At 72.8% G+C, this 13,977-nt stretch carries 13 protein-coding genes; 7 read left to right on the top strand and 6 right to left on the bottom strand.

The window, feature by feature from the left end:
• Positions 1–66: 66 nt before the first annotated feature.
• Genes Bra3105_RS17610 through Bra3105_RS17600 form a run of 3 tightly spaced genes read right to left on the bottom strand, consistent with a single transcriptional unit; the run spans position 67 to position 3,106 of the window.
• Entirely contained in the window at positions 67–1,011 is a 945-nt protein-coding gene (locus Bra3105_RS17610; protein WP_228357961.1) for a type II secretion system F family protein, read from the bottom strand.
• Complete coding sequence (locus Bra3105_RS17605; RefSeq protein ID WP_228357960.1) at positions 1,008–1,880, bottom strand: type II secretion system F family protein; 873 nt, start codon at positions 1,878–1,880, stop codon at positions 1,008–1,010. Before Bra3105_RS17605 ends, Bra3105_RS17610 begins: the two co-directional genes overlap by 4 nt.
• Positions 1,877–3,106 carry a TadA family conjugal transfer-associated ATPase gene (locus Bra3105_RS17600; protein ID WP_228357959.1) on the bottom strand — a complete coding sequence of 410 codons (1,230 nt, stop codon included), beginning with the start codon at positions 3,104–3,106 and terminating at the stop codon, positions 1,877–1,879. The genes Bra3105_RS17605 and Bra3105_RS17600 overlap by 4 nt, the downstream gene beginning before the upstream one ends.
• A gap of 327 nt (positions 3,107–3,433) precedes the next feature.
• Here Bra3105_RS17600 and Bra3105_RS17595 point away from each other — a divergent pair, with 327 nt between their 5' ends.
• From Bra3105_RS17595 to Bra3105_RS17575, 5 genes are all read left to right on the top strand, one after another.
• Positions 3,434–4,678, top strand: coding sequence for a YihY/virulence factor BrkB family protein (locus Bra3105_RS17595; protein WP_228357958.1), 1,245 nt, complete (start codon positions 3,434–3,436; stop codon positions 4,676–4,678).
• A gap of 94 nt (positions 4,679–4,772) precedes the next feature.
• Positions 4,773–6,029, top strand: coding sequence for a sensor histidine kinase (locus tag Bra3105_RS17590; RefSeq protein ID WP_228357957.1), 1,257 nt, complete (start codon positions 4,773–4,775; stop codon positions 6,027–6,029).
• The gene (locus Bra3105_RS17585; protein WP_200503106.1) at positions 6,029–6,757 is read left to right on the top strand and encodes a response regulator; all 729 of its coding nucleotides are present in this window, start codon (positions 6,029–6,031) and stop codon (positions 6,755–6,757) included. Before Bra3105_RS17590 ends, Bra3105_RS17585 begins: the two co-directional genes overlap by 1 nt.
• A gap of 197 nt (positions 6,758–6,954) precedes the next feature.
• Positions 6,955–7,752, top strand: a complete 798-nt coding sequence (locus Bra3105_RS17580) for an ABC transporter ATP-binding protein (protein ID WP_228357956.1) — start codon at positions 6,955–6,957, stop codon at positions 7,750–7,752.
• A complete protein-coding gene (locus Bra3105_RS17575; RefSeq protein WP_228357955.1) occupies positions 7,749–10,274 on the top strand; it encodes an FtsX-like permease family protein in 2,526 nt (841 codons plus the stop codon). Before Bra3105_RS17580 ends, Bra3105_RS17575 begins: the two co-directional genes overlap by 4 nt.
• A gap of 36 nt (positions 10,275–10,310) precedes the next feature.
• Here Bra3105_RS17575 and Bra3105_RS17570 read toward each other — a convergent pair whose 3' ends face one another.
• Positions 10,311–10,781, bottom strand: coding sequence for a hypothetical protein (locus Bra3105_RS17570; RefSeq protein ID WP_228357954.1), 471 nt, complete (start codon positions 10,779–10,781; stop codon positions 10,311–10,313).
• 261 nt (positions 10,782–11,042) lie between these two features.
• Here Bra3105_RS17570 and Bra3105_RS17565 point away from each other — a divergent pair, with 261 nt between their 5' ends.
• A complete protein-coding gene (locus Bra3105_RS17565; RefSeq protein WP_152354364.1) occupies positions 11,043–11,291 on the top strand; it encodes a WhiB family transcriptional regulator in 249 nt (82 codons plus the stop codon).
• 108 nt (positions 11,292–11,399) lie between these two features.
• Here Bra3105_RS17565 and Bra3105_RS17560 read toward each other — a convergent pair whose 3' ends face one another.
• Positions 11,400–12,905: a sensor histidine kinase gene (locus Bra3105_RS17560; RefSeq protein WP_228357953.1), complete on the bottom strand. Its 1,506-nt coding sequence runs from the start codon at positions 12,903–12,905 to the stop codon at positions 11,400–11,402.
• A gap of 144 nt (positions 12,906–13,049) precedes the next feature.
• On the opposite strand from Bra3105_RS17560, the gene Bra3105_RS17555 reads away from it, so the two are divergent.
• Positions 13,050–13,553 carry a DUF2505 domain-containing protein gene (locus Bra3105_RS17555; RefSeq protein WP_228357952.1) on the top strand — a complete coding sequence of 168 codons (504 nt, stop codon included), beginning with the start codon at positions 13,050–13,052 and terminating at the stop codon, positions 13,551–13,553.
• On the opposite strand, the gene Bra3105_RS17550 is transcribed toward Bra3105_RS17555, so the two are convergent.
• The gene (locus Bra3105_RS17550) at positions 13,529–13,972 is read right to left on the bottom strand and encodes a DUF6912 family protein (protein WP_228357951.1); all 444 of its coding nucleotides are present in this window, start codon (positions 13,970–13,972) and stop codon (positions 13,529–13,531) included. The two genes, Bra3105_RS17555 and Bra3105_RS17550, sit on opposite strands and share 25 nt — an antisense overlap.
• Positions 13,973–13,977 lie beyond the last annotated feature (5 nt).

The raw sequence follows: 13,977 nt of genomic DNA, 5'->3' as shown, positions 1-13,977 counted from the left end.
GGCGCGGCGCATGGGGTCAGGGATGGGGAGGGTGGGTGGGGAGGAACGGAAGCTGGTCATGGGCGCTCACAGAGCGATGTCCAGGACGGCGAGGCCGGGGAAGATGGCGAAGACGATCACCAGCGGCAGCACGAAGAACACCACGGGGACCATCATCAGGATTTCGCGGCGCCCGGCGAGCTCCATCAGGTCGCGCTTGGAGGCCTCCCGGGCGTCCTGCGCCTGCGCCCGCAGCACCTCCGCGAGCGGAGTGCCGCGCTCGATGGCGATCGAGACGCCCTCCCCGAAGCGCGCGAGCGCCTCGAGGGGTGTGCGGTTGCCGAGCTGGACGAGGGCCTGGGAGACGCTCGAGCCGGCGCGGATCTCCGCCACGGTGCGCCCGAACTCCTCGGGCAGGGCGCCTCGGCTGGAGCGCGCGACCCTCTCCATCGCCGCGACGGGGCTCTCCCCGGCGGCGACGGCGAGCGCGAGCAGGTCCGCGACGGTGGGGAACTCGCGGGCCATGCGGGCTGCGCGACGGGCGACGGTTCGCTGCAGGAAGTGGTCGCGGCCCACGATCCCGATCACGCCCCCGAGCAGGACGATGAGAAGTCCGAGCAGCGGGCTCGCACCGCGCGCGCCGACGGCGACGAAGGCGAGGACGAGCCCGACGACGAGCCCGGCGATGCCCCAGAGCACCTGCTCGACGCGGAACGCCTCGATGCCGCTGGTGCGGCCGGCCATGCGCAGCCTCTTCTCGAGCTGCTCGGATCCGCCCGTGAGGCGCTCGAGCAGGCCCAGCATGCGCTGTGCGACAGGGCCGAGAAGGGTGCGCACGAAGGTGCGGGCCCCGGAGGCGGAGGCACCGTGCTCGAGCAGCGCGCTGCCGCGGTCGCGGCGCAGGTAGGGATCGATGCGGGCGGCGAGGTCGCGCCGGCGCAGCCACGGGTTGCCGACCACCACGAGGGTGAGGCCGAGGCCCGCGACCAGCCCGATCCCCGCCCCGATCAGCACGGGTGCCGCCCCGCTCATCGCAGCACCCTCTCGTCCTGCGGGAGGCGCGCGATGAGCAGCATGACGCGGTAGGCGATCACGGAGACAACGCCCGCGCAGACGATGACGACGAGCCCGGCGGTCGAGTCGTAGGCCTGCGCGGCCTGCGGCCGGGTGGACATGAGCGCGAGCACGATCCAGGGGGCGGCCAGCGCGAGCCGGGAGGCGTTCACGGTCCAGGACTGGCGGGCCTCGAGCTCGGCGCGGGTGCGGGCGTCCTCCCGCAGGAAGGCGGAGAGGGTGCGCAACAGCACGCCGAGGTCGGTGCCGCCCACGTCGCGGGTGACGCGCAGGGCCTCGACGATGCGATCGGCGACCGGATCCGCGAGGCGATCCTTGAGGCGATCGAGGCTGCTCGCGAAGTCGCCGCTGACCTGGTAGTCCCTCCCGAACTCCTCGAAGGGAGGGCGCAGCTCCTCCGGCCCTCGCCTTCCCACCTGGGCGAGCGCCTCGGGCAGGGACATGCCGGCGCGGATCGCGGAGTTCATGTGGTCCACGACCTCGGGCCAGAGCTCGCGCAGCTGGGTGCGGCGCCGGCGCGCGAGGGCGCGCAGCAGGATCGGAGGGAGCACGCTGACCACGGCGCCGATCGCCGCGGCCGGGACCGTCGCACCGGAGATCGACCAGACGAGGATCATGACGGCGAGTCCGAGGCCCAGGCACATGACGGGGACGGCGCCCGCGGGCACGGAGCCGAGCCCCACGGCGATGAGGTCGTCGCGCACGCGATCCAGCCATCGCGAGACCGGTCCGTGCCGGGGCTCGTGCGCGGGGGACTCCCAGAAGGCGAGCCACACGAGCAGCAGCCCGATCCCCGCGACGAGGCCGATGAACGCGCCGTCGATCATGCGCGCTCCCTCGTCCCGAGCAGGCGCCCGAGGTCCAGGCCCGCGCGCTCGAAGCGCTCGGCGTGCGGCGGGTAGCCCTCGCCGCGCTCGAGCCGGCCGTCGCCGCTGCGATGGAAGATGTCGGCGATCTCGACGACTCCCTCCTCCGTGCGACCGGGCAGGGCGGCGATCTCGCGCACCTGCCGCTGGCCACCGGGGAGGATGTCGAGATGGACGACGAGGTCGATGCAGCTGGCGACGGTGGGCACGACGAAGCGGCTGGAGACGTTCTCGCCGGCGAGCAGCGGCAGCGTGCACAGTTTGGTGACGGCGTCGCGCGCGGAGTTCGCGTGGATGCTCGCCAGCCCCGGCAGCCCGCTGTTCAGCGCGATGAGCATGTCGAGGCTCTCCGCCTCGCGGACCTCCCCGACGACGATGCGGCTGGGCCGCATGCGCAGAGCCTCCTTCACGAGGCGGCGCAGCGTGACCTCTCCGGTGCCCTCGAGGTTCGGCTGTCGGGTCTGCATGCCGACGACGTCCCGCAGGCGCAGGTCGAGCTCGAAGACCTCCTCGATGGTGACCACGCGCTCGCGAGGACCGATCGCGGCGGCCAGGCAGTTGAGCATGGTGGTCTTCCCGGCGCCGGTCGCCCCCGAGACGATCACGTTGAGCCCGGCGGCGACGGCGCCGTCGAGGAAGTCCGCGGCCTGCGTGGTGAGGGAGCCGAGCGCCACCAAGTCGCGCATGTCGTGCGCGCGGGCGACGAACTTGCGGATGTTCACCGACCAGTGCCTGCGGGAGATCGGGGGGATGAGCACGTGCAGCCGGCTGCCGTCGGGCATGAGGGCGTCCACGAACGGGGAGCTGAGGTCGAGGCGCCGGCCGGAGCTCACGAGCATGCGCTCGACGATCCCGCGGACCTCGTCGTCCGTGAGGACCACGGGCGTGAGCTCGCTGCGTCCGGAGCGCGCGCAGAAGATCTCGCTGGGCGAGTTCACCCAGATCTCCTCGACCTCGGGGTCGTCGAGGAACTCCTGGAGCGGACCGAAGCCGCCGATCCTCGCGGCGACCTCCGCGACCACGGTCTCCGCATCGCGGACGACGGGGACGGCGCCCCCGGCCGAGCGCTGGTCGTAGTCGGTGACGACCTCGCGGATGAGGGGTTCGAGCTGATCGGCGCGGGCGTCGAGACCCCGCCGCCTGATCAGCTCCCTGGCCTCGGCCTCGATGATGGCCGCCGCTTCCATCCGGTCCCCTTCATTGCTCCGTGTGCACGTGCCCCGCCGGCGCGGCACGAGTCCGTGATGCGCCTCTCAACGCTCGATACTGTACGGGGTCTGGGAATTCCCGGCGCGCCGATGTGGACAACCCCCGGGCGACGGCGCGCACGGACGGCCGCTGTGGACAACCCCACGACGCACAGGCGGATGTGCGGGGAGTCGTCCTTCCCCGGTCTCGGCGGAGCCTCCGCTTCTCTCGTCCGCGCGGGATGATCATCGTGTTCGCGCCGGTCGCGACGCCTTCCCGTGGCACGATGGGCGCGTCCCTTCCCCCTGATTCCCGCGGAGGCAACGATGGCCGAGAATCCCAGCGGCACCGCCGACGACGAGAAGGTGCGTCTCAAGCGCCCCGCGATCATGTACATGATCAAGCGCGTCCTCAGCGAGTTCGGTCGCGATGGCGGCACCGACCAGGCCGCGAAGCTCACCTACTTCATGGTGCTCTCGATCGCGCCGATGCTCCTGGCTGTGTTCTCCCTGGCCGCGCTCGTCCTCTCGAGCATCAAGGATCAGATCGCCAAGCTCGTCACCGACGCCGTGATGAACTCCGGCCTCGGACAGCAGCTCGGGGATTCGAAGACGCTCGAGGAGCTGGTGAACACCACACTCCAGAGCCTCATGGGCAAGGCATCCGGCGGCATCATCGCCCTGGTCATCGGCATCGCCGTGGCCCTCTGGTCCGCCTCGGCCTACGTCAAGGCGTTCTCCCGGGTCGCCAACCGCATCTACGAGATCCCCGAGGGCCGCAACCCCGTGCGCTTCACCCTCGGCATGCTCGCGGTCACCGCGGGCCTTGTCGTCGGCCTGCTGGTCATCGGCATCTCCTTCATGCTCAACGCCACCATCGCCGAGAGCCTCCTGCGGCCGATCGCCGAGCCCCTGCACATGACCGGCTTCGTCGAGTTCCTCGTGACTTCCTTCCTGCCGATCTGGGCATGGCTCAAGTGGCCCGTCATCGTGGTCCTGATGTTCGTGCTGGTCTCGGTGCTCTACTGGGCGGCCCCGAACATCGCCAAGCCCTTCCGCCTGATCTCCCCCGGCGGCGTCTTCGCGATCATCGGCATCGCGGTGGCAGCGGTGGTCCTCTCGATCTACATGAGCACCTTCGCGAGCTACTCGAGCTACGGCGCGATCGGCGGCGTGATGGCGATCCTGTTCGCCCTGTGGGTGATGAACATCGTGATCATCCTGGGTGCCGAGGTGGACGCCGAGTACGAGCGCGCGAAGGAGCTGCAGGCGGGCCTGCCCGCGGAGAACGGCTTCGAGGTGCCCATGCGCGGGGAGAAGGGCGCGGAGAAGAAGGAGGCGAAGTACGAGAAGGTCGTCGACCAGGGGCGCGACCTGCGCCTGCAGAACCTCCACCGCGACCAGGACTCCTACACCGGCGAGAACGCCCGCATCGTCCCGCGGAACCCCACGGGCGCGATCCCTGCCCAGGGCGACGAGGACGCCGAGGACCCCACCGCCGCGGGAGACGGCGGCGAGGACCGAGAGGATCCCTCCGGCTCCTCCGATGCGGCCGACGGCGCGGACCGCTGACTCCGTCCCCGCTCCATCCCCGGGCGGATCCGCTGCGGCGGGCTTCCGCCCGCGGTCGGACGCCCCGTCGGCCCCGGGAACCTAGGCTCTGGCCATGACCATCTCCCCGCCTCCCGAGGGCCGGACCGCCCCCGAGCCGGTGGACCCGCCGCCGAGCCGTCTCGACGCGCCCTTCCGCTGGCTCGCGACGCACCCCCAGATCGTCGACGGCGTGCTCTTCGGCGGCATCGCCCTGCTGCTCGTGCTGGGATCGCTGCCCCTGGTGGGGTCGATGTCCGTGGACGGCTGGCTGATCTGGTCGATCCCGATGTTCGTCGCCGGGGCGTTCCTGCGCACCCGCACGGGCTGGGCGGTCCTGGCGATCGCACTCCTCGCCATCGTGCACTTCGTGCTCGGGATGGTGCTCGTCCTGGGCGACGTGATGATCTTCTACGCCCTGTACTGCGCGACCGTCCACGGCCGCGGTCGGGTGCCCACGCTCGCCCTGATCGGCGGCTTCGTCGGCGCACTCCTGCAGTCGGTGGCGCTCGCGTTCGTGCTCGGGAACGGTGAGGTCTGGTACCTGCAGATCGTCGCGAGCATCGTCGTGTTCATGTTCGGATGCGCGCTCGTGCTCGCCACCTGGGCCACCGGTCGCTACCAGAGGGTGCGCGTGGACCAGCTGCGCATGGCCCGGGAGGCGGCCGCGCAGGCCGTGCGAGAGCGCGAGCAGCGCACGCGCCTCGCCGTGGCCGACGAGCGCGCCCGCATCGCCCGTGAGATGCACGACGTGGTCGCCCACTCGCTCTCGGTCATCATCGCCCAGGCCGACGGCGGACGCTTCATCGCCTCCCAGGACCCCACCAAGGCGACCGACGTGCTCGAGACGATCGGCAGCACCGGTCGGCGCGCCCTGGCCGACATGCGCAGCCTGCTGGGCGTGCTCCGCAGCGACGAGGCCCAGGACCTCGGCCCCCAGCCCGGCCTCGCCTCGCTCGACGAGCTCGTGGCGCAGGTGCGCGCGGCGGGCCTGCCGGTCGAGCTCGCCCAGGAGGGCGAGGTCACCGACCTGCCGGGCCCGATGGGACTCACCCTGTACCGGGTGGTGCAGGAGGCCCTCACCAACGTCATGAAGCACGCGGGCCCCGGGGCCTCCGCCCGGGTCTCCCTGCGTCGCGACGACTCCCTGCTCGCCCTGGACGTCGAGGATGACGGGCAGGGTGTGGACCCGCAGTCCGACGGCCTCGGGCACGGCCACACCGGCATGCGCGAGCGTGTCAACATGTTCCGCGGCACCCTGCACACCGGTCCCCAGCCCGCGGGCGGGTACCGGGTCAGCGTGCGCATCCCCCTGAACGGAAGGACCCGATGATGACACCGGAGCACACCCCCGAGCAGTCGCCGGACCCGGCCGTCGAGCCGTCGGCCGATCGTCCCCTGCGCATCGCCCTGGTGGACGACCAGCCGCTCGTGCGCGCCGGCTTCGCGATGGTCATCGACTCCCAACCCGACCTCGAGATCGCCCTGCAGAGCGCCGACGGCGCCGAGGCGGTCGAGCAGCTGCGGTCGCACCGGGTGGACGTCGTGCTCATGGACGTGCGCATGCCCCGACTGGACGGCATCGAGGCGACCCGGCAGATCCTCGAGGAGGCCCCGGAGGGCAGGGCGCCGAAGATCGTGGTGCTCACGACCTTCGACATCGACGACTACGTGATGGCCGCGATCCGGGCGGGCGCGAGCGGCTTCCTGCTCAAGGACGCCCAGCCCGAGGAGCTGCTGGCCGCGATCCGCACCGTGCACCGCGGGGACGCCGTGATCGCGCCGTCCGCCACGCGCCGACTGATGGCGCAGATGGTGAGCACCCCTCCGCCCGAGGAGCGCGACGACTCGGTCCTCGAGGCCCTCACCGAGCGCGAGCGGGAGGTGCTCGCCCTGATGGCGCGCGGCTTCTCCAACCAGGAGATCGGCGCCGAGCTCTTCGTCGCCGAGGCCACCGTGAAGACCCACGTGGGCCGCGTGCTCGCCAAGCTCCGCGCCCGCGACCGCGTGCAGGCCGTCATCATCGCCTTCGAGAGCGGGCTGGTCACGCCCGGCTCCTGATCCAGGGACGCCCTCCGGCCCCGCGTCATACCCAGGGCGGAGGGCCCCGCCCGACCCCGGTGGGGCGGCGCGCGGGGCAGGGACGACCGGACGCTGACGACACACCGCCCCCTGCACGGAGAGCATCGTGGTGTCCCGTCGCAGCCGGGATGCCGCCGCGAGGGAACCGCCCTCGCCCCGATCCACGGAGGAACTCCATGCACTCCCCCGCTCCCCACCACCGGGCCGCCGACGCGGTCCCCACCTCGGCCGTCCCCTCGCCCGCTCCTGCCGCGCACGCGGCGACCGCGACCGAGCCCGAGCCGTCGACTACCGACGCCGTCCTGCGGGCGCGCGGTCTGCGCAAGTCCTACGGGACGGGCGAGAGCGTCGTGCGGGCGCTCGACGGCGTCGACGTGGACATCGCCCGCGGAGGGTTCACCGCGATCATGGGCCCCTCCGGCTCCGGGAAGTCGACGCTCCTCCACGTGCTCGCGGGCCTCGACGCCGTCGACGCGGGCTCGATCGAGATCGACGGCACCGAGATCACCGGCCTCGGCGACGACGCCCTGACCCGTCTGCGCCGCGACCGCATCGGCTTCGTCTTCCAGTCCTTCAACCTGCTGCCCATGCTCACGGCGGAGCAGAACATCCTGCTGCCCCTGGACCTCGCGGGCCGCCGCGCGGACCGCGCCTGGCTCGACACCATCACGGGCGCCTTCGGCATCGGCGACCGCCTGGACCACCTGCCCTCGCAGCTCTCGGGCGGGCAGATCCAGCGCGTGGCGATCGCGCGGGCGCTGGTCACCTCCCCCGCCGTCGTCTTCGCCGACGAGCCCACGGGCAACCTCGACTCGACGACCACCGAGGAGGTGCTGGACTTCCTGCGCGTGAGCGTCGACGAGTTCGGGCAGAGCGTCGTCATGGTCACCCACGAGCGCGACGCCGCCGAGCGCGCCGACCGCATCATCACCCTGGCCGACGGCCGGATCAGCGCCGACGAGGTGCTGCGATGAGCCGCCGGATCCGCCTCACCCCGCCCCGCAGGCACCTCGCGGCGCTCATCACCGTCGCCCTCGCCAGCGGCTTCGTCGCGATCATGCTCATCGCGGTGAACCTCATGACCACCTCCCTCTCCGCAGGGGTCGAGCAGCGCTACGAGGGGGCCGACGTCGTCATCGGCGACGAGGACCAGGACGCGGCTCCCGCCGACGGCTCCTCGTCGGATGCCGACTCCGCGACGACGGCTCCCGAGGTCCCGCACGCCCGCGCCGTCTGGCCCCTGTCCGAGGGGTACATGCAGCTGGATGCCGGCTCGGGGCGCTCGGCCTTCCTGCAGCAGCAGAGCGATCCCCCGCACGAGGTCGAGCCGCTCGAGCTGACCGCCGGCCACGACGCGCGTTCCGCGCACGAGGTCGTCCTCGACGAGGCGGCCGCCGAGCAGCTCGGCGTCGGCGTCGGCCAGAAGGTCGAGATCCCCGCGGAGTCGCGCGCGGACGGCAAGCCGGGCGACCTCGAGCTGACCGTCTCCGGCATCAGCGCGAGCGGCACCGCCACGGCGCTCGGCGCCACCCCCGTCGTCCACGTGAATTCCGACAACCAGGACACGCTCATCGCTCCGGGCACCACCAGCACGTGGCTCGCGGCGCTGGAGCCGGGCACCGATCCCGATCAGGTCGTCTCCGCCTTGCAGGACGACTCCCTCTCCGCGCTCACCGCCCAGCAGGCGATCGACGACGGCGTCTCGGACGTCATGCAGGGCTTCGACGCCCTGGCGATGGTCTTCGTCGTGTTCGTCGTGATCGCCCTGGTCACGAGCGCGGTCGTGGTCGCGAACACCTTCGCCGTGACCCTCGCCCAGCGCACCCGCGCCCTCGCGCTCCTGCGCACCCTCGGCGCGACCCGTCGCCAGGTCGCCCGCACCGTGCTGCGCGAGAGCGCCCTGGTGGGCCTGGTGGGTGCGGTGATCGGCGCGCTCGGCGCGCACGTGCTGGCCCAGGCGCTGCTGGCGGCCGCCGCCGGGCTGGGCCTGCTCGACGGCCTGCTGCTCGTCCCGATCTCGGCGCTGTCGCTGATCGTGCCCGTCGTCGTCGGGGTCGCCCTCACGGTGCTCGCGGGCTTCGGGCCGGTGCGCGCGGCCGTGCGCGTCGCGCCGCTGCAGGCGCTGCGTCCCGCTCCCCCGGCCCTGCACCGGCGCCTCGGGGCGCGCGGTGTCCTGAGCCTCGCGGCGGTCGCCCTGGGACTGCTGGCACTGGTCGGCGCGGTCGCGGTGTCCTTCACGGGCAGCGTGGGCCTCGGCGTCGCGGTCGGGCTCCTCGGCGGGGTCGTGAGCTTTGCCGGACTGCTCGTGGGACTCGTAGTGCTCACGCGGCCGCTGACCCGGTTCGCCGGCGCGCTCGCGGCGAGGATCGGCGGGCTTCCGGCGCGGATCGCGGGCGCGAACACCTCGCGCAACCCACGGCGCAGCGCGGCCACGGTCGCGGCCCTGCTCATCGGCACCACGCTGATGACGATGATGGCCGTGGGCGCCCGCACCACCGAGTCCACGCTCACCACGGAGCTCGACAGCCGCAAGCCCATCGACTCCGTCGTCACCGCCGAGAAGCTCCCGAAGGACGCCCTCACCGAGGTGTCCGAGGTGCCCGGCGTGGCCCACGCCTCCGCGACCGAGCACGGGGACGTCGAGGTCGGGGCCGACGAGCCGATGACCCTGTACGCGGCGACGCCCGCGCAGATGCGCGAGGACTCCCACCGCCCCGACCTCGCCGACTCCCTCGAGGACGGCACCGTGCTGCTGGGCGAGGAGCGCGCGGAGCGCTTCGGCGTCCACGACGGCCAGGTGCTGCAGGTCGACGGGGCCGACGGCGCCTCGCACGAGCTGCGCGTGAAGGTGGACTCCAACCTGCAGATGTCGATCGTCACCCCGAGCACCCTCACGGCGCTCGTCGGGAAGGACGCCCAGCCCGCCCTGTTCGCGGCCTTCGCCGAGAAGGGATCCGCCGCGCGCGAGGGCCAGGACGCCATGGGCATCGTCACCGGCATCCAGGACACCCTCGCGCAGCACGGCGCCCCGGACGCGCAGGTCGACGCCGCCGGCGTCGAACGCGAGAGCTACGGGCAGATCCTCACGGTGCTGCTGGGCATCACCGTCGCGCTGCTCGCGGTCGCCGTGCTCGTCGCCCTCGTCGGCGTCGCGAACACGCTGAGCCTCGGGGTGATCGAGCGCACCGGGGAGAACGCCCTCCTGCGGGCCCTGGGCACCACGCGCGGCCAGATGCGCGCGATGCTCGCCTGGGAGGGACTGCTGCTGGCCCTCGTGGGAGCGGCGGTCGGGATCGTGCTCGGCTCGGTCTACGGGGTCCTGGGGATCGCGACGATCCTGGGCGGGCAGTTCCCGCTGCAGGTCACGATCCCGTGGGGGCAGATCGCACTGGTCCTCGGCCTCGCGCTCGCGGCGGGGCTGCTGGCCTCGGTGCTGCCGGGCCGTCGGGCGGCGCGCACAGCCCCGGCGCAGGCCCTCGCCTCGGCCGACGAGTAGTCGGGACCGTCCCGGTGGACTCCGGCCCTCGCGGCGTCAGCCGCGGGGGCCGCGTCCGTTCTTCGCTTCCTCGTCGTCGAACGGGAGCGGGGTCGCGCGCACGAGGGTCAGCAGCACCACGAAGGTCGCGATCGCCAGCAGCATGCCGATCCCGCCCACGACCACGATGGCGGCGCGCAGCATGCTCGCCGCGACGAGCGCCTGGAACAGCTGCCAGGTGACGCCGAAGCCGAGCCCGAAGCGGCCGCGGCGGGAGAGCGAGAGCGAGGCGAGGCCGACCGCGATCGCGAAGAGCAGGATGAACACGGCCAGGCCGATCGCGAGGGACGCGCCGACGTCCTGCGAGCCGACCCGCGTGATCATGAAGCCGCCGAGGAGGAGCAGGCACAGCGCCTCGGCGCCCAGCAGCACGGTCCCCAGGCGCCGCGCGCCCGGTCGGTCCTCCGTCGTGGCGGGACGCGGAGCATTCCCGCGGGGAGAGGGGGACGAGGATCCGGAGGAGGCCATGTGCTGCACCCTATCGACGCGTGCCGCACCGGGAGCGCCCCGTAGCAGTCCCCGGGCGCTCACGGCGCTGTGGGAAGTGCCACCCAGGTCGTGCCCGTGCGCTCTTGTCCCCCACCGCGAGGCCTCCGACAATGGAGAGAACCCAGGATCGGCCGCTTCGGCATCGGTCCGCCCGTAGATCCGTATCGCCTTGCCGAAGGCGACCACCTGCCGCGCCGTGGCTCCCGAGCCGCTGCGGGGTGACCGGAAAGTGAGTAGCAGATGGATTGGCGCCACCGCGCGGAATGCCTGACCCAGGACCCCGAGCTGTTCTTCCCGATCGGGAACACGGGTCCCGCGATCACCCAGATCCAGGAGGCCAAGGCGGTGTGCCAGCGCTGCGACGTGATGACCTCCTGCCTGAAGTTCGCCCTCGAGTCCGGCCAGGACTCGGGCGTGTGGGGAGGCCTCTCCGAGGACGAGCGCCGATCCCTCAAGCGCCGCAACGCGCGCGCTCGCCGCGCCGGCTGACCCGGCCACCGCAGCTTCCACGACGGGCGATCCCTCCGGGGGTCGCCCGTCGTCGCATGTCAGGACTCCGCGGGGACCGTCGGACGCGGGCGGCCGACGGACACGGCCTCAGGCGTTCGCGGCGTCCACGCTGACGGGGTCGAGGTAGACGTCGATCGTCGCCCGGGTGCCGCCCTCGGGGCGGTTCTCCCAGTCCAGCGTCCCCCCGAGCTCGCCCTGCACAAGGGTCTGGGCGATGTTCGTGCCGAGCCCTGTGGGCTGGGCGGACTTCATGCCCGCGCCGTCGTCCTCGATGTGGATCACGAGGTGGCTGCCGGTGCGCTCCGCGCGGATGGTGAGCGTGCCGCCGGTCTCCGAGAGCCCGTGCTCCACGGCGTTGGTCGCGAGCTCGGTGACCACGAGCGCGAGCGGCGTCGCCTCCTCCGGCCTCACGGAGCCGACCTTGCCGACGCGCTGGGTGCGCACCTCGACCTGGTGCGGGTCCGTGACGTCGGCCCCCTCGCGGTGCACGGTCGCGCTCGCGGCGTCGACGGCGAGGCGCAGGCAGCGCTCGATGACCTCGTCGAAGAAGACGGCCTCCTCGCTGCCCTGCAGCATCGACTCGTGGACGAGCGCGATGGTGGCGACCCGGCGCTGCGCCTCGGCGAGCGCGTCGCGGGCCTCGTCGCTCTTCATCCGCCGCGACTGCAGGCGCAGCAGGGCGGCCACGGTCTGGAGATTGTTCTTCACCCGGTGGTGCACCTCCCGGATGGTCGCCTCCTTGGTGATCAGCTCGCGCTCGCGGCGGCGCAGCTCGCTGACGTCGCGCACCAGGATGATCGCGCCGTCGCGCTTGCCGCCTGCGGTCAACGGGATCGCTCGCAGCGAGAGCGTCCCGCCGCGGGCCTGCATGTCCGAGCGCCAGGCCGCGCGCCCCATGAGCACGAGCGGCAGCGACTCGTCGACGGGCGCGCGCGTCTGCAGCAGCTCCGTGGTGAGCTCGGCGAGCGTGCTGCCGGTCATGTCACCGGCGACGCCGAAGCGATGGAAGGCCGACAGCGCGTTCGGCGACCCCCAGATCATCACGCCCTGCGCATCGAGCTCGACGATGCCGTCGCCCACGCGCGGCGCACCGCGGCGCGGGGGGATCGGGGCTCCGGCGATCGGGTAGGCGCCCTCCCCCATCATCCGCAGCAGCCGCTCGCCCAGCTCGTGCTGGCGGGTCTCGTTGCGGCTGGGCTCGCCGGCGGGCACAGGGGCCTCGATGGTGAGCACGCCGATGGTCTGCCCCTCGTGGCGGACGGGGGCGAGCTGGCGCAGCGCCTCCTGGCCCTCCCGCATCACGACGGCGGGCTCGAAGTACGGCTCCTCGCCGTCCAGGACCGCGCGCACCAGGGGCTTCTCCTCGGGGTCGGCCTCGATCCCCACAGGGTCCTCGTAGTAGACGGTGGCGCCGGTCGACGGACGACAGTGCGCGACCGCGAGCGCGCCGGCCGGCGTGCGGACCCACAGCACGAGGTCCGCGCGCAGCAGGTCCGACAGCAGGGCCCAGTCCCCCACCAGGAGCTGCAGCCACTCGGAGGTCTTCTCATCCATGTCCGGCACGTCGGAGAGGTACTTGGCGAGACTCGGCATACGGCCAGGATAGGTCCTGTGCAGGGGTGCTCCGCGCGGGTGCCCAGCTCCGGACTCCCGCACGAGCCGCCCCGGCGGGGAAGAGACGTGGACGAGGCGGAGACGAGGCGGTCAGCGGGCCGGCTCAGCTGGCATAGTGGGAGCATGCGCCTGAGCGAGAACCTGAACCTGCCGATGCCGCCCGAGGCGGCCGCGGCGATGTACGCCGATCCCGCCTACACCCGGATCCGCGGCCGCACCCTGCACGCGGAGTCCGCGACCTCGGAGGTGGAGGGGGATCCTGCCGGCGCCTTCACCGTCACCACGCATCTCGAACTGGCCACCGAGGGCATCCCGGACATCGCCCGCTCGCTCGTGGGCAGGAGCGTGAAGATCCTCGAGGTGCAGTCCTGGCAGGCCCCTGCCGAGGGCGGCGCGCGCCAGGGCACCATCGAGCTGACCGTGCAGGGCGCCCCCGCCTCGATGCGCGGGCATCTCGAGCTGCGGCCCGCCGGGGAGAACTCCGCCGTGAGCATCGACGGGGACTTCACGGCGAAGGTCCCGCTGCTGGGCGGCCGGCTCGAGAAGGCCGCGCTGCCGTACGTGACGAAGGTGCTGCGGGCCGAGGAGCGCTCGGCCGAGGACTACCGCAGCGGCGCCTCCGCGTAGTCGAGCGCAGCGGGCAGCTCGCTCGCATCGAACCAGAGCAGCGCGGGGTCGGTGTCGTCGACCTCGGCCGCCGCGGCGTCGAGCTCGGTGGCGTGGGCGCTCGCGATCACGAGGGCGCCCTCGCGGGCGAGGCGCAGCCCGAACGCTCCGCCGACCTCGCTCGCGTCGGCCAGGGAGGCGTCCGGCACGTCGCCGGCGAGGACCAGCGCCCGCATCCGCGGGTCGACCTGTCCCAGCGCGCTGAACACGGCGTCCTGGAGCGCGTCGTACTCGAGCTCCTCGACGTCCTCGTCCGCGCGCTCGGCGCGGGCGGCATCGGAGACGCCCCAGACGAGGCGCCCCGTCTCGAGCGCGATCCGCGCGGCGCCGGAGCGCAGGGCGTCATGATCGGCGGGTCCGACGGGCGCGAAGATCCTCATGGCTC

The organism is Brachybacterium halotolerans subsp. kimchii (assembly GCF_020792675.1).
In the GTDB taxonomy this organism is placed as follows: domain Bacteria; phylum Actinomycetota; class Actinomycetes; order Actinomycetales; family Dermabacteraceae; genus Brachybacterium; species Brachybacterium halotolerans.
The sequence above is the reverse complement of the archived record's forward strand: the minus strand, read 5'-3'. Positions and strand labels throughout refer to the sequence as shown.